This window comes from Paragemmobacter ruber (genome assembly GCF_009908315.1).
GTDB classification, from domain to species: Bacteria; Pseudomonadota; Alphaproteobacteria; order Rhodobacterales; family Rhodobacteraceae; genus Paragemmobacter; species Paragemmobacter ruber.
In genome coordinates this window covers 192,881-208,902 of the sequence record NZ_JAAATW010000004.1, presented here as the reverse complement: position 1 = coordinate 208,902, position 16,022 = coordinate 192,881, and the positions used below count along the sequence as shown (strand labels likewise).

Here is a 16,022-nt window from a genome sequence, read left to right as displayed (position 1 = left end):
AGCAGGGCGGCAGGTCGCCCCGCCGCCCCGGTTCAGCGCCATGCGCGCCGCTCAATCCGCCTCGACGAACACCTCGTCGCGCTTCTTGCGGATCGACGGCAACAGCACCACCACCAGCACCAGCACCGTCAGCACCAGGAGCGCGGCGCTGATCGGGCGCGTGACAAAGACCGACGGATCCCCCCGGCCCAGGATCATCGCCCGCCGCAAGTTCTCCTCCAGCATCGGCCCCAGGACAAAGCCCAGAAGCAGCGGCGCAGGCTCGCATTTCAGCTTGATCAGCACATAGCCCATCAGCCCGAAAAACGCGACGGCATAGAGGTCATAGACATTCGAGTTCACGCTGTAGACCCCGATCGAACAGAAGGCCATGATGATCGGGAACAGCACATGATACGGCACCTTCAGCAGCCGCACCCACAGCCCGATCAGCGGCAGGTTCAAGACCACCAGCATAAGGTTACCAATCCACATGCTGGCGATCACGCCCCAGAACAGGGCCGGCTGTTCGGTGGCCACGTTCGGCCCCGGCACGATACCTTGGATGATCATCGCCCCCACCATCAGCGCCATCACCGGGTTCGCGGGGATGCCCAGCGTCAAAAGCGGGATGAACGATGTCTGCGCCCCGGCATTGTTGGCCGATTCCGGCCCCGCCACGCCCTCGATCGCGCCATGGCCGAACTCTTCGGGCGTTTTCGACACGCGCTTTTCGACCGTATAGCTGGCAAAGGCCGCCAGCACCGCGCCACCCCCGGGCAGTATGCCCAGCACCGACCCGATCCCCGTGCCGCGCAGAACCGGCCCCACCATGCGGCGGAACTCCTCGCGCGACGGGAACAGACCGGCAAGCTTCGCCCCCAGAACCGTGCGGTCCTGCTCGCCCTCAAGGTTGCGCAGGATCTCGGCGATCCCGAACACCCCCACGGCCAGCGCCACGAAGTTCAGGCCATCCGCATATTCGGTGATCCCCATCGTGAAACGCGGCGTGCCGGAATAGATATCCGTCCCCACCATGCCCAACAAAAGGCCCAGCACCACCATCGCCAGCGCCTTCAGGATCGACCCATGCGCCAGCGCGATGGCGGACACGAGGCCCAGCACCATCAGGCTGAAATACTCCGCCGCGCCAAACTGCAGCGCCACCGCCGTCAGCGGCGGGGCAAAGATCGCCACCAGCAGCGTGGCCACCGTCCCGGCAAAGAACGACCCCAGCGCCGCCACCGCCAACGCGGTGCCCGCCCGCCCCTTGCGCGCCATCTGATAGCCGTCAATCGCCGTCACGGCGCTAGAGCTTTCGCCCGGCATGTTGATCAGGATCGCCGTCGTCGACCCGCCATATTGCGCGCCGTAATAGATGCCCGCCAGCATGATCAGCGATGACACGGGTTCCAGCTGGAACGTGATCGGCAAAAGCATGGCGATGGTCGCCGTCGCCCCGATCCCGGGCAGCACGCCGATCAGCGTGCCAAGGATCACGCCGATCAGGCAAAACAGCAGGTTCTCGGGCGATGCCGCCGTGGCAAAGCCAAGCGCGAGGTTGGAAAGCAGATCCATCTCAGCCGCCCCTCAGAACGAAAGCCAGGGCCCGATCCGCCGGAACGGCAGACCCAGCGCATAGGAAAACACCAGCGTGGAAAAGATCGTGACCGCCACCGCCAGCCCGACCGCATGCAGCGGCCGCATCTTGAGCGAGGCCAGCCCCGCAATCAGCGTGGTCAGAAAGATCGAAGGAATGAACCCCAGCCCCCGCACCGTCAGGCCAAAGAAGATGGGCGCCGGCAGGATGAACATCAGCCCGCGCCACGCAATGGCCCCCGGCGCCTCGGCCCCCGGCGCCGCCTTCACGGCATTGAACACGATCAGCGCGCCGAACAGGATCAGCACCACCGCCAGAACCAGCGGGAAAAAGCCCGGCCCCATGCGGAACGCTGTCCCCAGTTCCAGACCCAGCGCCTGCACCCCGAAGAACAGGCCGAACAGGATGAACATGCCACCCGCCGCCGCATCCGTCCGGTCGATGTTGTAGGATTTCATTCTGCACCCCCTCCCAAGGATCGCATGGAAAAAGGGCCGCGCGGTCACCCGCGCGGCCCCATCCCGCGGATCAGTCCGCGTAGACGCCAGCGGTTTCGATGATCGGCTTCCAGCGCGCGATCTCGGCCTCCAGCTTGGCCTTCAGCGCATCCGGCGTCGCATCGGCAGCGGGCGACGGCGCGGTGCCAAGTTCACCCAGCTTGGCCGCGATTTCCGGATCGGCCAGCGCCGTCTGCAGCGATTGCGACAGCCGCGCCGTCACCTCGGCCGGGGTGCCCTTCGGCGCGTAAAGGCCATGCCAGACTGACACTTCCAGCCCCGGGAAGCCCCCTTCCGACACGGTCGGCAGGTCGGGGAAAATGTCCAGACGCGCGGGCGAGGTCACGGCATAGGCCTTGATCGTGCCGCCCTTGATCTGTTCGGTCGTGTTGGTGGTCTGGTCGCACATGATGTCGATCTGCCCGCCCAGAAGTTCCGTCATCGCCGGACCTGTCCCCTTGTAGGGCACGGTCACGATGGGGGCCTCCAGCGCCTGCATGAACAGCATCCCGCACAGATGCGACGCCGCACCGATCCCGGCATTGGCCATGGTGATCGTGTCCGCGTTTTCCTTCACATAGGTCACCAGCGAGGCGAAATCCGCAGGCTCCAGATCCTTGCGCGCCACGATGGTCATCGGCACCTCGGTCACCAGACCGACATAGTCAAAGGCCTCCAGCGGATTGTAGGCAAGGTTGCGGTACAGCGTGGCGCTGGTCGCCATGCCGATATGGTGCAGCAGGATGGTATAGCCGTCGGCTTCCGCCGCCGCGACGTTGCCCGCGCCCAGCGTGCCGCCCGCGCCGCCCACGTTTTCCACGATGATCTGCTGGCCCAGATCGGCCGACATCTTCTCGGCGATCAGGCGGCCCACCGTATCGGTCGGACCGCCCGCCGAGAACGGAACCACCATGGTGATCTGCCGTTCGGGATAGGTCTGCGCGAAGGCGGTGGATGCAGTCAGCAGGGTGCCGGCGGCGATGCCGGCGACCGTCTTGGTCAATGCCATGGTGTCCTCCCAACGTGGCTTATGGCCCGCGCCGCCCGCTCCTCTGCGGGGCGCGGTCAGCACCTAGGAAGAGCGTCCCGCACCCCGGTGCGCAAATGCCGCCTTCACATCGCCGCCACAAAACGGTGATGCCGCAGCGCGGCATGGGTGGAAAGGGTGACAAGGCCGCGCCGGGCATGGGTGGAAATCCACCCATCACGCGGCGTCACTCATCTCCATCGACGATCAGCCGCCGGTCCAGCCCGTGCTTGAGCATCTTTTCATACAGCGTCTTGCGGCTGATCCCCAGCGATTCATAGACCCGCCGCAGATGCCCGCCATGCGCCGTGATCGCCGCCGCGATCACGCTGCGTTCGAACCCCGCCACGCGGTCGGCCAGCCGCGTGCCTTCGCCGCCGCCCGCATCCCCCTCCAGCCCCAGCACCCAGCGATCCGCCGCGTTGCGCAATTCGCGCACATTGCCGGGCCAGTCCCGTGCCGCCAGCGCGGCCAGAAGATCGGGCGGCGGCTGGCGATCCTCCACCCCCTGCCGCGCCGCCGCCTCGCGCGCCAGCTGCAGGAACAGGACCGGCACATCCTCGCGCCGCACCGCAAGGGGCGGCACCCGGCACAAGGCGACCGAGAGGCGGTAGAACAGATCCTCGCGGAAACGCCCCGCCGCCACCTCGCCCGCCAGATCGACCTTGCTCGTCGCCATGAAACGCACGTCCAGCGCCACTGGATCGTTCGATCCCAGCCGCGTGATCACCCGCTCCTGCAACACCCGCAAAAGCTTGGCCTGCAGATCCAGCGGCATCGACCCGATCTCATCCAGAAGGATCGTGCCGCCCCGCGCATGTTCGAACCGCCCGTAGCGTGGCCGCAGCGCGCCGGGAAAGGCCCCCGCCTCATGCCCGAACAACTCGCTTTCGATCAGGGCCTCGGGCAGCGCCGCGCAATTGATGGCGATGAAGGGCTTGCCCGCACGCGGCGAAAGGTCATGCAGCGCGCGCGCCACCACCTCCTTGCCCGCCCCGGTCGGCCCGGTGATCAGGACATCGGCCTCGCTCGGCCCGATGGTGCGGATCAGGCGGCGCAGGTCGATCATCGCCGCGCTGCGCCCGGGCAGCCGCGCCTCCACATCGTCGCGCTGCCCTGCCACCGCCCGCAGGCGGCGGTTCTCCATTACCAGCGCCCGATGCTCCAGCGCGCGGCGCAGCACCATCAGCAGATCCTGCGTCGCAAAAGGCTTTTCGATGAAATCATAGGCCCCCCGCCGCATCGCTTCGACCGCCAGCGACACCTCGGCATGGCCGGTCACAAGGATCACGGGCAGATCGCGGTCCATCTCGCCCAGCCGCTGCAGCAGCGTCATGCCATCCATCCCCGGCATGCGGATATCCGACAAGACCACCCCGCCAAAGCCCGGCCCCGCCAGCGTCAGCGCCTCTTCCGCCGATGCCACCGACACCACACCCATCCCGGCCAGATCCAGCGCCTGCTCGGTAGACCGGCGCATCGGCTCGTCATCGTCGATCAGAAGAACCTGCTGCATCATTCCGCCGCCAGTTGCCCCGCGGTCGCGGCCTGCAGCACGATGTCGAACACCGCGCCACCCTCGGGATGATTGGCGACACGCAGATCGCCGCTGAAATCCTTCATGATATTATAGCTGATCGAAAGCCCCAGCCCCAGCCCGGCGCCCACCGTCTTGGTGGTGAAGAAGGGATCGAAGATCCGGTCGGCAATCGCGGGCGGCACCCCCGGCCCGTGATCGCGCACCGACAGGATCACACGGCCCCCATCCTCGCGCGCGGAAACCTCGATGCGCCGCAGCGCCGCCCCTTCCATCGCATCCGCCGCATTCGACAGCACATTGACCAGCACCTGCTGCAACCGCACCGGCCCGCCCTTCACGGGCGGCAGGCTGGCGGGCAGATCGGCCACCACCTCCACCCCCGCCGCCTCAAGCCGCGCGCCTGCCACCACCATCGCCTCGTCCAGCACGGCAGGCAGCGACAGCACCTTCAGCACCTCGTCCGGCTTGCGCGCCACATGGCGCAGGTGCCGGGCAATGGCGGCCATCCGGTCGATCAGCGCAAGGATCTGCCCGATATTGTCGCGCGCCCGCGCCCCATCCCCACGCTCGATCAGCAAGGCCGCGCTGTCGGCATAGTTGCGCGCCGCCGCGAGCGGCTGGTTGATCTCATGGCTCAGCGCCGCCGACATCTGCCCCAGCGCCGCCAGCTTGCCCGCCTGCACCAGATCGGCCTGCGTCTGGCGCAACTCCTGCTCTGTCAACCGCCGCTCGGCCACCTCCATCTCGATCTGCCGGTTCACCCGCATCAGATCGGCGGTCCGCTCCTGCACCTGCCGCTCCAGTTCCACCTGCGCCGCCGCCTGCATCGCGATCCGTTCCGCCAGCCGCGCCCGACGCTGCACCACCACCACCGCCAGCGACAGCGCCACCGCCAACAGCAGCACGAAAGCCGCCACCGCCAGCCGCGCCTGCGCCCGCAGCGATGCCGTATCCAGCAGCACATGCACGGTCCAGCCTGCCCCCGGCATATCCTGCGCCGTGGCCAGATACTCATGCTCGCGCCCGTCCTCGGCGACAAGGCGCATCAGGTCAAACCCCGCCTCGTTGCCGCGCTGCACCTCCAACTCCTCCAGACGCACCTCGGCATAGCGGCGCGAGGCTTCGGTCCGCGCCAACCGCGCCTCGGTCAGCGGCAACAGACCGCGATACCGCCATCCGGGATCGGTGGACATGAAGATGATCCCTTCGGGGTCGCTCACGATGATGCGGTATTCCCACGTCCGCCAACTGGCCTCGATATCGTCGATCCCGATCTTCAGCGCCACCACCCCGGCCACCTGCCCCTGCGCGTCGCGGATGGGCGCGCCAAAGTAATAGCCCCGCACCCCCGATGTCGTCCCCAGCGCGAAGAACCGCCCCTTCCCGCCCGCCGCCGCATCGAGGAAATAGGGCCGATAGGCAAAGTTCTGGCCGACGAAGCTGTCAGCCCGGTCATAATTCGACGCCGCCAGCGTATCGCCCGCCAAATCCATCACATACAGGTCCGACGACTGCACCACCCCGTTCTTGGCCTTCAGCCAGCGGTTCATCGCCATCCGCCGCGCCGGATCCTCCGGCTGCGTGACCAGATCCCGCATCTCGGGCGCATCGGCCAGCAATTCGGGCAGCGCCTCGAAGCGGCGCAGATGCCCTTCCAGCGCGTTCGCCGTCTGCCGCAGCGTGCTTTCCGCCCGGGCCTGCGCCTCGGACAGATAGCCCCGCGTCGCCACCCGCGCGACAGCCAGCGTCAGGCCAAGACAGACCAGCCCGACCAGCACCGCCCAAAAGAACCGTCTTCCCCGCTGGCTCATGCCACCCCCGCTCCCCTCAGGCCGATCATAAACCAAGGGCGCGGTCTGTATAGCCGTCCCTGCACCCTCCCCCCGCGCCCCTTTCCTGCCGCGCGAAGTCTGCTAGGCTGGTGCGACCCGCGCTTTTCGGACCATCCCTTTATCCCGTGTCATCCTTCCGCTTCATCCATTCCGCCGATCTGCATCTGGGCCGCCGCTTCGGCACCCTGCCGGAAGACCTGCGCGGGCGCCTGATTGAGGCGCGTCATGACAGCCTGCACCGCCTTGCCGATGCCGCCCGCAGGACCGGCGCGCATCACATCCTGCTGGCGGGCGACACATTCGACAGCGAAACCCCGACCGATCCGGTCTGGCGGCAGGCGCTTCTCGCCATGGGCGCCGATCCCGCGCTGCACTGGTGGCTCCTGCCCGGCAACCACGACAGTCTGGCGGCCGAGGCGCTCTGGTCCCGGCTCTGCGAACAGGCCCCGCCGAACGTCCACCCGCTGACCGATCCCGCCCCGGTCGAGATCGCGCCGGGTGCTGTCCTGCTGCCCGCACCCCTGCCCCGCCGCTATCCCGGGCGCGACCTCACCACCGCCATGTCCAGCACACCCACCGATCCACAGGCCTTCCGCATCGGGCTGGCCCATGGCGCGATCCAATCCTTCAGCGAGGACGCCCACAATGCCGATGCCATCATCCCGCCCGACCGCGCCGCGACGGCGCGGCTTGATTACCTTGCGCTGGGGGATTGGCACGGCCATCTGCGGGTGGGCGACCGCACCTGGTACGCCGGCACGCCGGAACGGGATGCCTTCACCCATGACGGGCGCGGGTCCTGCCTCGCCGTGACGCTGCCCGCCCCGGGCGCACCGCCCGAGGTGCAGCTGATCCCGACCGGGCGCTTCCACTGGTCCGACCTGCCGCTTCCCCTGATCCCGGGCGAGGATGCCGCCGCCGCGCTGGCCCGCCTCTTGCCGCCCGACCGCGCCGCCCGGCGCGACCACCTCATCCGCCTGCGGGCCACAGGCCGCGCCACCCTTGCCGCCCGCGCCGCGCTGGAACAGGCCGCACAGGCAGCGCAGGCCGACTTCGCCTTCCTCGCGCTCGATCTCGCCGCTCTGGCGACCGAGGTGGAGGCCGCCGATCTCGACCACATTGATCAGGCCGGCGCCCTGCGCCTTGCCGCCGAACGCCTGCACGCCCGCGCCACGGATGCCGCCCTGCCGCCCGACGCCCGGCGCACGGCCGCCGCCGCGCTGAACCGGCTTTACGCCTACCTGTCCGAGGCCCGGACATGAGGCTCGTCTCCATCGAACTCTCCGACATCCGCCGCTTCACCGCGCCGGTCCGCATCGCCCCCATCGGCCCCGGCCTCAACGTCCTCTCCGCCCCGAACGAAAGCGGCAAATCCACCCTCTTCGATGCGCTGCAGGCGCTGTTCTTCCAGCCCCACCGCTCCAAGGGCAAAGAGGTGATTTCGCTCCGCCCCCATGTCGGCGGCAGCCCGATGGTCGCGGTCGAGATCGACCTGCCCGACGGCCGCCATCGCATCGAAAAGCGCTGGCTGTCGAAACCCGCCGCCAGCATCCATCGCGACGGCCGCCTGATCGCGCAGGCCGACGAGGCAGAGGCCTTCCTCGCCCGCCTTGTCCAGTCCGGGCAGGACAGCGGCCCGGCGGGCCTGCTCTGGGTGCGCCAAGGCCTCACCCGGCTGGACGGCGACAATGGCCGCGAACGCGACATGGCAAGGGAGGCCCGCCGCAGCCTGCTCACCTCCGTCACCGGCGAGGTAGAGGCGCTGACCGGCGGTCGCCGCATGGATCACGCCATCGCCCGCACGCGCGAAGACCTCGGCCACTATGTCACCGCCGCCACGGGCAAACCCGCCAAGGGCGGCCCCCTCGCCACCGCGCTGGCCGAACTTGACGCGCTGGCCACCCGGCAGGCCACCCTTCAGGCCACCACCGCCCAGCTTGACCGCGCCCTCGCAAGGCGGCGCGAGGTTCGGCGCCTCCTGTCCGATCTTGCCGCGCCCGATGCCGCAGCCACCCGCCAGTCGCGGCTGGCCGAGGCCACCCAAAGGCATGACGCCGCACGCCGCCATGCCGACAGCCTTGCCGCCGCGACCGCCGCCCTGCAGGCCGCCGATCTGCAAATTGCCACCCTGACCGACCGCCTGGCCGCCCTGCACCGCGCCCGCGCCGCACGCGACAGCGCGCAGGCCGCGCAGGCCGGGGCGCAGGCGCAGGCCACCGCCGCCCGCGCCGCCGCCGCGCAGGCCGAGGCCGGGCTTGCACCCCTGCGCGCGGCCTGCGCTACGGCACAGGCCGCACGCCACGCGGCCGATCTGCGCCACACCGCGGCCCTGCGGGCCGAAGCCGCCCGCGCCGCCGCCGCCCGCCGCGCCGATCTGACCCGCCGCCTGACCGAGGCACGCAACCTGACCGACCAGCGCACCGCCCTTGCCCGCGCGGCCGCAACCGGCCCCACCGCGCCCGACATCGCCACCCTCGACACCCTGTCGCAAGAGGTGCAGGTCCAGCGCGCCCTGCGCGACCGCAGCGCCCCACACCTGACCTTTCACCCCGATGGCCCGGCCCGCGCCCTGCAGGACGGCACCCCCATCCCCGATGGCCCCCGCCCCATCCACGGCGAAACCCGCTTCACCCTGCCCGGTTTCGGCGCGCTGACCGTGACCCCCGGCGCAGGCGCGGACCACAGCGCGCTCGACCGGGCCGAGGCCGCGCTGACCGCCGCCCTCGCGCGGCTGGGCCAGCCCGATCCGGGCCAGGCCCGCGCGGCAGCCGCAGCCCGGGCCGAGGCCGCCACGGCGCTGGCCGACCTTGACCGCGCGCTGGCAAGCCTTGCCCCGCAGGGCCTCGCCGCCCTGCAGGCCGATCTTGAAACCTTGCCCGCGCCGCCCGCCGACCACCCCGATCTGCCCAGTCTGGCCGACGCGCAGGCCACCGCCGAAGCGGCCGCGCTGGCCCAGAGCCGGGCAGAGGCGGCCCTTGCCGCCGCGCAGCAGCAGGCCACCGCCCTGCGCGAAGCCGACATCCGCGCCGTCACAAAGGCCGAAAGCGCCGAGACCGCCCTGATGCAGGCGACCACCGCGCTCGCCGCGCTCGCCACATCCGAAGCGGACCTGACCGCCGCCCTCGCCGCCGCCCGCACCGCCCGCGACGCCCACGCCGCCACGCTGGCCCGCCTGACCGAGGCCGCCCCCGACCTTTCGGCCGCCGCCGCCGCGCTGGCCCGCGCGCAATCCATCGTCGAACAGGCCCGCCGGGACATGCAGGCGCTGGAAACCGAACGCGCAGGGCTGGATGCCGAAATTGCCCTGCGCGCGGGCGAAGGCGTGATGGAGGAACTGGCCGACACCACCGCCCGCTTGCAAGCCGCGCAGGACAGGGTGGCGCTTCTGCAATTCGAGGTGGCCACCCTGCAAGACTTGATGCAGGCGCTGGAAACCGCCCGGAACGAGGCGCGCGATCGCTATTTCGCCCCCGTCCTTGCGGAGTTGCACCCGCTTCTGCGCGTGCTCTGGCCAGATGCGGAACTGCGCTTCGATGGCGAAAGCCTGCTGCCCAGCGCCCTGATCCGCGACGGGCAGGAAGAAGACCTCTCCACCCTGTCCGGCGGCACGCAGGAGCAGGTGGCGCTGCTCGTCCGCCTTGCCTTTGCGCGGCTTCTTGCGCGGGGCGGCCAGCACGCCCCGGTGATCTTCGACGATGCGCTGGTCTATACCGATGACGACCGGATCGAACGCATCTTCGATGCGCTGCACGCCGAAGCGCGGGATCAGCAGATCATCGTCCTGTCCTGCCGCCAGCGCGTCTTCCGCGATCTGGGCGGCGCCGCGCTATCCTTCCAGCCGCTGCCCTGATCCGGCAACGGGCGGGGGGGCAACGGCCCCCCCTGCACCCCCCTAGCGCCCCGCCCACGCCTTCTGGATGTAAAGCGCCGTCATCAGGTCGAGATGCGCCCCACCGCCATTCTTGGCGATGGTGATTTCCGCCTCCGACCGGCGCGCAAACAGCGCCGGATCATCATAGTAATCCGCCACGATATCCGCCTCGCGGATCGCGCCGGATGCGAGCGGGTCGATCAATTCGCCGATGTGATGGATCGTCGTCGCCCGCGCATCGACAAAGATCCGCGCCCGCGCCATCGCCGCATCATCCACCTCGCGCATCCCCGGCTTGTAGGCGCCAATCAGATCCAGATGCTGCCCCGGTTGCAGCCATTCCCCCTTGATCAGCGGCGCCGTCGCCATCGTCGCGGTGCAGATCACATCCGCCGCCCGCACCGCCGCCTCCAGATCATCTGCCACCGGCAGGCCCATCGCCGCCGCGCTGTCGCGCGACCGGCTCCAGACGGTGAATTCCGCCTCCGGGAACAGCGCCCCATAGGCCTCGACCATGGATTGCGCCACCTTCCCCGCCCCCACCAGCAGAAAGCGCCGCGCCCCCGGCCGCACCAGCCGCGATGCGGCATACAGGCTGTCGCCCGCCGTCTTCCACTTGGTGACAAGGTGGAAATCCACCAACCCCGTCAACTCGCCCGTCACATCATCAAACAGCGTCACGGCCCCGTTCACCGTGGGCTTGCCCCGCGCCACATTGCCCGGCACCACCGTCGCCACCTTTACCAGCGCGCCCAAGCCATCAATCCATGTCGCCCGGTCAAGGATCGTATCCCCTCCGCGATATACGAACAGATCCTTGATGTCGGGCTTGGGTCGGCGATGCCCCGCCGCAAAGGCCGCCAAAAGCCCCTTCCAATCCAAGAACCGCTCTGCCTCGAAGGGCACGAAATCCACGCTCACAGCCCCGCCTCCCCCTTGTCCAACAGCCCCACCGCAACCAGACGCGCTGCCCAGCCTTCCCATCCCTCGAACAGATGGGTCTGCCAGCCCCGCGCCGCCGCTGCCGCGATGTTCTCGGCCCGGTCATCGGTAAAGATCAGCCGCCCGGGCGCAACACCACTTTCGGCCTCCAGCGCGGCATAGATCGCGGGATCGGGCTTCATCACCCCCATCCGGCCCGAAACCCAAGCGCGGTCGAACTCGGCCAGAAAGGGCAGCCGCGCCACCGCCGCATCAAAGGTCTCCACCCCGAAATTCGTCAGCGCCAGCACCGGCACCCCCTTGGCCCGCAAGGCACGCAGCAACCGGATCGACCCCTCGATCGGCGGATGCGCGATCTCGAACCAACGCTCGCGCCACATGCGGATCTCGGGCGCCCAGTCAGGATGCGCCACGGCCAGCGCCTCCACCGATGCGGCAAAGGGCGCACCCAGATCGACACCCTCGTTCATCCCCACCAGATCGACCTCGGCAAACAGCCGCGCCCGCCGCGCGGCGCCGATCTCGCGGTCATAGAACCGCTCGGGCTGCCATTCCAGCAGCACATTTCCGATGTCAAAGACCACTGCCTCTGGGATCACCCGTCACATCCTTCTTCCGGCGCACCGTCTCGCGCCACAGCGTGTAAAGCCCCGCCCCGCAGATCAGCGCAATGCCGATGCCTGCCGTCAGGTCCGGCAGCGTGCCAAAGATCACCGCCCCCCAGAGGATCGCCAGCGGCATCGCCGTATATTCGAACGGCGCGACCAGCGCCGCCTCCAGCGTGCGATAGGCCTGGCTCACCATCAATCCCCCGATCGCCACCGACAGCCCGGTGGCCAGGAACCAGGGCCAATCCGCCACTGGCGGCCAGACCCAAGGCCGGAACAGAAAGGCCAGCGACGCATCCCCCGATCCGGCCATATGCCCATCCCCCACCACCAGCCCCATGGTCGTGGACACCACGATGAACCCGCATTGCACATAGAAGGACAGCGTCATCGCGCTTTCCGTGGCCCGCATCCGCCGCGTCATCATGTGGCTCGACGCATAGCAAAAGGCCGATATCAGCACGAGGATCGCCGCCGGCTGGATCACCCCGTCACCCGGGCGCAGCATCACCACCACGCCCAGCATCCCCACCGCCACCGCCGCCCAGCGCCGCGGCCCCACCGCCTCGCCCAGCACCACCACCGAAAGCAGCGTCACCAGCAGGGGCGAGATGAAGGCAATCGCCACCGCATCCGCCAAGGGCAGCGCCGCCAGCCCGAGGAAATAGCACACGTTCGAAATCATCACGAACCCGACCCGGATCAGATGATCCCACCCCCGCCGCGTCAGGATCTGGCGGAACCCTGTCCCCGATACCTGCATCAATCCCAACAGGAAGATCATCCCGATCCCCGCCCGGATCAGGATCACCTGATGCAGGGCATAATCCCCCGACAGGAACTTGATCGCCACGTCATTGATCGACAGCATCGCGCTGCCACCGATCGCCAGAAGAATACCGGTCAGCGTGGCCCGGGTCGAAATCTCGGTCATGATGGGGTCAGCAAACGCCCGGGCGAAGGCGAAATCTGTCCCCCCCGCGACATCGCATGGCGCAGATCACCCGCCCGCCGCCGCGCCCCGCATCACCCGCTCCAACGCCTCAAGGAAGCGCGACCGATCCGCCTTGGAAAAGGGCCGCCCGCCCCCCTGACGGAACGGGTCCGCGCTGCGAAGGTCCGCCATCAGGTCGCGCGTGGCCAGCACATTGCCGATGTTGCGGTCGGTCAACACCTCGCCATTGTACTTCACCACCACCGCGCCCCCCGCGATCACCTTCGCGGCCAAGGGGATATCCCCCGTCACCACCACATCGCCCGGCCCGGCCTGTTCGGCAATCCACTTGTCCGCCTCATCCGGCCCCGATGCCACGAACACGCTCTCCACCAACGGATTGGCACTGGGCCGGATCCCGCCATTCGACACCACGATCATCCGCACCCGATGCCGCACTGCCACGCGCTCGCATTCCTCCTTCACGGGGCAGGCATCGGCATCCACGAACAGCCGCGCCATCCTCAGCCCTGCAGCGCCTGCGCGTGAAAGGCCACATGTTCCTCCATGAAGGTGGAGACGAAGAAATAGCTGTGGTCATAGCCCTTCTGCATGCGGAACGCGCCGCCCTGCCGCCGCGCCGCCATCGCCTCGGCCAGCGCCTCGGGCTTCAGAAGGTCCAGGAACTGGTCCTTCGTTCCCTGATCCACCAGCATCGGCCCGTCAAAGCCGTAGCGCCGCATCATCAGCGTGGCGTCATAGCCTGCCCAGGCCGCCTCATCCGCCCCCAGATAGGCGGTGAACTGCTTGCGCCCCCAATCGCTCGCCACCGGATTGGCAATCGGCGCAAAGGCCGACACCGACCGGAACCGCCCCGGAAAGCTCATCGCGATGGTCAAGGCACCATGCCCGCCCATCGAATGGCCCGTGATCGCCTGCGCGGCCTCGGCCAAGGGAAAGGCCGAAAACAGCACATTCGGCAATTCATCCGTGATGTAATCCCACATCTGGAAATGCTGCGCCCAAGGCTCCTGCGACGCGTTCACATAGAACCCCGCCCCCTGCCCCAGATCATAGGCCGGATCATTCGGCACAGCCTCCCCGCGCGGCGAGGTATCGGGAAACACCAGCGCGATGCCTGCCTCGGCGGCCCAGCGCTGCGCCCCCGATTTCACCATCGCATTCTCATGCGTGCAGGTCAGCCCAGACAGGAACCACAACAGCGGAACCGGCCCGTCCTCGGCCTGTTCGGGCAGGAACAGCCCGAAGGTCATGTCGCAATCGCAGGTCCCCGACGGATGCGTATACACCCCCTGCACCCCGCCAAAGGCCCGACTTTCCGATACGGTCTTCATCGCTCACCTCGCATTGTTGCGGCAAGGCTTTCATGCCACCGGGACGGATGCAACCGTCCAAGGCGAAGTCTGACGCAGAAATCCTGCCCAAGGTCAGACCCCGGAATTTGCGTCAAATTCCGGCGCAGTTTGTGCGTCACAAACTGCCCTACTGCGTCGGATGAAAAAGCCCCGCGGGCGAGGCGGTGAAGATCTGGCACCCCGTCGCCGTCACCCCCACGGAATGTTCGAACTGAGCGCTCAGCGACTTGTCCCGCGTGATCGCGGTCCAGTCATCGGCCAGCACCTTCGTCTCTGGCCGCCCCAGATTCACCATCGGCTCGATGGTGAAGAACATGCCTTCCTCCAGCACCGGCCCGCTGCCAGGTCGGCCGTAATGCAGCACATTGGGCGGCGAATGGAACACGCGGCCCAGACCGTGGCCGCAGAAATCGCGCACCACGCTCATCCGCTGGGCTTCGACATAGCTCTGGATCGCATGGCCGATATCGCCGAACGTATTGCCCGGCTTCACCGCCGCGATGCCACGCATCAGGGCCTCATGCGTCACGTTGATCAGGCGCTGCGCAAAGGGCTTTGCTGTCCCCGCCACATACATCCGGCTCGAATCCCCGAACCAGCCATCCACGATCACCGTGACATCCACATTCAGGATATCCTGCGCCTGCAGCACATCGCTGCTGCGCCCCGGGATCTTGGCCCCCGGGATCCCGTGACAGACCACATGGTTCACACTGATGCAGGACGCATGGCGATAGCCCTTGTAGCCGATGGTGGCCGAGGTCACGCCCCGCCGCGCCACCTCTTCGGTGATGAAGGCGTCGATATCGCCCGTCGTCGCCCCCGGCACGACCAGCGGCCCCACCATATCCAGGATCTCTGCCGCCACGCGCCCCGCGGCTGCCATGCCCGCAAAATCCGCATCCTCATGGATGCGAATCCCGTCCTTCGTGATGCGCCCGCGCGTCTCGTCCACTGGCCGATTTCCCATTGCAACAGCGCCTAGATAGTCAATGCCTTCCCCAAAGGCCAGACCCGCGCCCATCGCAGCCCCTTTGAAACCCCCGCCCCGCGACCTATACCCTTCGCAGCCAAGACGAACGGAGTAGCGCCATGCCCAATCCTACCGCCGCCATGCTGGTGATCGGCGATGAAATCCTGTCGGGCCGCACCCGCGATTCGAACATGCACCATCTGGCCAAGCGGCTGACGGATCACGGCATCCGCCTGATGGAGGCGCGCGTGGTGGCCGATGATCACGCGGCAATCGTGGATGCCGTCAACACCCTGCGCGCCCGGCACGATCACCTCTTCACCAGCGGTGGCATCGGCCCCACCCATGACGACATCACCGCCGATGCCATCGCCGCCGCCTTCGGCGTGGCCATCACCCACCGCGCCGATGCCATGGCGCTCCTGCAGGCGCATTATGACCGCGCCGGCCAGCCCTTCAACGACGCGCGCCAGCGCATGGCCCGCATCCCCGATGGCGCGGTGCTGATCGACAACCCGATCAGCACCGCCCCCGGCTTCAGCCTTGGCAATGTCCATGTCATGGCGGGCGTCCCCTCGATCTTCGAAGCCATGCTCGCCGGCCTCATCCCCACCCTCACTGGCGGCGCGCCGCTTCTGTCGCAATCGCTCCGCGTCAACCGGGGCGAAGGCGAGATCGCCGCCGATTTCGGCGCCCTTGCCGCCGATTTCCCCGATTTGTCGATGGGCAGCTATCCCTTCAACGTAAACGGCGCCCATGGCACGAACCTCGTGATCCGCGGCACCGATCCCGCGCGCATCGACGCGGCGATGACCCGGCTCGCGGCCCTGTTTGGATGACGCC

The 16,022-nt window shown here is 68.3% G+C and carries 14 protein-coding genes; 3 read left to right on the top strand and 11 right to left on the bottom strand.

Annotated elements, in window-relative coordinates:
• Positions 1-51: 51 nt before the first annotated feature.
• The 5 genes from GU920_RS17010 to GU920_RS19765 form a co-directional block, all read right to left on the bottom strand.
• Positions 52-1,557, bottom strand: coding sequence for a tripartite tricarboxylate transporter permease (locus GU920_RS17010; protein ID WP_161768312.1), 1,506 nt, complete (start codon positions 1,555-1,557; stop codon positions 52-54).
• A gap of 12 nt (positions 1,558-1,569) precedes the next feature.
• Positions 1,570-2,037, bottom strand: a complete 468-nt coding sequence (locus GU920_RS17005) for a tripartite tricarboxylate transporter TctB family protein (protein ID WP_161768311.1) — start codon at positions 2,035-2,037, stop codon at positions 1,570-1,572.
• Positions 2,038-2,107: 70 nt separating this feature from the next.
• Positions 2,108-3,085, bottom strand: coding sequence for a tripartite tricarboxylate transporter substrate-binding protein (locus GU920_RS17000; RefSeq protein WP_161768310.1), 978 nt, complete (start codon positions 3,083-3,085; stop codon positions 2,108-2,110).
• 205 nt (positions 3,086-3,290) lie between these two features.
• Positions 3,291-4,622 (bottom strand): sigma-54-dependent transcriptional regulator, encoded by a 1,332-nt coding sequence (locus tag GU920_RS16995; protein WP_161768309.1) that lies wholly within the window; start codon positions 4,620-4,622, stop codon positions 3,291-3,293.
• Positions 4,619-6,454 carry a sensor histidine kinase gene (locus tag GU920_RS19765; RefSeq protein ID WP_161768308.1) on the bottom strand — a complete coding sequence of 612 codons (1,836 nt, stop codon included), beginning with the start codon at positions 6,452-6,454 and terminating at the stop codon, positions 4,619-4,621. Before GU920_RS19765 ends, GU920_RS16995 begins: the two co-directional genes overlap by 4 nt.
• A gap of 146 nt (positions 6,455-6,600) precedes the next feature.
• Between GU920_RS19765 and GU920_RS16985 the strand changes: the two genes are divergently transcribed.
• Both GU920_RS16985 and GU920_RS16980 read left to right on the top strand, forming a co-directional pair.
• Positions 6,601-7,737: a metallophosphoesterase family protein gene (locus tag GU920_RS16985; RefSeq protein ID WP_161768307.1), complete on the top strand. Its 1,137-nt coding sequence runs from the start codon at positions 6,601-6,603 to the stop codon at positions 7,735-7,737.
• A complete protein-coding gene (locus tag GU920_RS16980) occupies positions 7,734-10,325 on the top strand; it encodes an AAA family ATPase (RefSeq protein WP_161768306.1) in 2,592 nt (863 codons plus the stop codon). Before GU920_RS16985 ends, GU920_RS16980 begins: the two co-directional genes overlap by 4 nt.
• A 42-nt stretch (positions 10,326-10,367) precedes the next feature.
• Here the strand turns inward: GU920_RS16980 and GU920_RS16975 are convergent, their stop codons facing one another.
• From GU920_RS16975 to map, 6 genes are all read right to left on the bottom strand, one after another.
• Entirely contained in the window at positions 10,368-11,267 is a 900-nt protein-coding gene (locus GU920_RS16975; protein WP_161768305.1) for an ornithine cyclodeaminase family protein, read from the bottom strand.
• On the bottom strand, positions 11,264-11,887 hold the full coding sequence (locus GU920_RS16970) for an HAD family hydrolase (protein WP_161768304.1): 624 nt from the start codon (positions 11,885-11,887) through the stop codon (positions 11,264-11,266). Before GU920_RS16970 ends, GU920_RS16975 begins: the two co-directional genes overlap by 4 nt.
• A complete protein-coding gene (locus GU920_RS16965; RefSeq protein WP_161768303.1) occupies positions 11,862-12,830 on the bottom strand; it encodes a DMT family transporter in 969 nt (322 codons plus the stop codon). Before GU920_RS16965 ends, GU920_RS16970 begins: the two co-directional genes overlap by 26 nt.
• Before the next feature lie 66 nt (positions 12,831-12,896).
• Positions 12,897-13,352 carry a YaiI/YqxD family protein gene (locus tag GU920_RS16960; protein WP_161768302.1) on the bottom strand — a complete coding sequence of 152 codons (456 nt, stop codon included), beginning with the start codon at positions 13,350-13,352 and terminating at the stop codon, positions 12,897-12,899.
• A 2-nt stretch (positions 13,353-13,354) separates the two neighbouring features.
• Positions 13,355-14,185, bottom strand: coding sequence for an S-formylglutathione hydrolase (fghA, locus tag GU920_RS16955; protein WP_161768301.1), 831 nt, complete (start codon positions 14,183-14,185; stop codon positions 13,355-13,357).
• Positions 14,186-14,333: 148 nt separating this feature from the next.
• On the bottom strand, positions 14,334-15,176 hold the full coding sequence (map, locus tag GU920_RS16950; RefSeq protein ID WP_201744206.1) for a type I methionyl aminopeptidase: 843 nt from the start codon (positions 15,174-15,176) through the stop codon (positions 14,334-14,336).
• A gap of 122 nt (positions 15,177-15,298) precedes the next feature.
• Between map and GU920_RS16945 the strand changes: the two genes are divergently transcribed.
• Entirely contained in the window at positions 15,299-16,018 is a 720-nt protein-coding gene (locus tag GU920_RS16945) for a competence/damage-inducible protein A (protein ID WP_161768299.1), read from the top strand.
• Positions 16,019-16,022 lie beyond the last annotated feature (4 nt).

Coding starts and splice junctions, on each gene's coding strand:
- GU920_RS16980 (WP_161768306.1), top strand. CDS start 7,734: ATGAGGCTCGTCTCCATCGAACTCTCCGACATCCGCCGCTTCACCGCG.
- GU920_RS17005 (WP_161768311.1), bottom strand. CDS start 2,037: ATGAAATCCTACAACATCGACCGGACGGATGCGGCGGCGGGTGGCATG.
- GU920_RS17010 (WP_161768312.1), bottom strand. CDS start 1,557: ATGGATCTGCTTTCCAACCTCGCGCTTGGCTTTGCCACGGCGGCATCG.
- GU920_RS16965 (WP_161768303.1), bottom strand. CDS start 12,830: ATGACCGAGATTTCGACCCGGGCCACGCTGACCGGTATTCTTCTGGCG.
- map (WP_201744206.1), bottom strand. CDS start 15,176: ATGGGAAATCGGCCAGTGGACGAGACGCGCGGGCGCATCACGAAGGAC.
- GU920_RS16945 (WP_161768299.1), top strand. CDS start 15,299: ATGCCCAATCCTACCGCCGCCATGCTGGTGATCGGCGATGAAATCCTG.
- GU920_RS17000 (WP_161768310.1), bottom strand. CDS start 3,085: ATGGCATTGACCAAGACGGTCGCCGGCATCGCCGCCGGCACCCTGCTG.
- fghA (WP_161768301.1), bottom strand. CDS start 14,185: ATGAAGACCGTATCGGAAAGTCGGGCCTTTGGCGGGGTGCAGGGGGTG.
- GU920_RS16995 (WP_161768309.1), bottom strand. CDS start 4,622: ATGATGCAGCAGGTTCTTCTGATCGACGATGACGAGCCGATGCGCCGG.
- GU920_RS16960 (WP_161768302.1), bottom strand. CDS start 13,352: ATGGCGCGGCTGTTCGTGGATGCCGATGCCTGCCCCGTGAAGGAGGAA.
- GU920_RS19765 (WP_161768308.1), bottom strand. CDS start 6,454: ATGAGCCAGCGGGGAAGACGGTTCTTTTGGGCGGTGCTGGTCGGGCTG.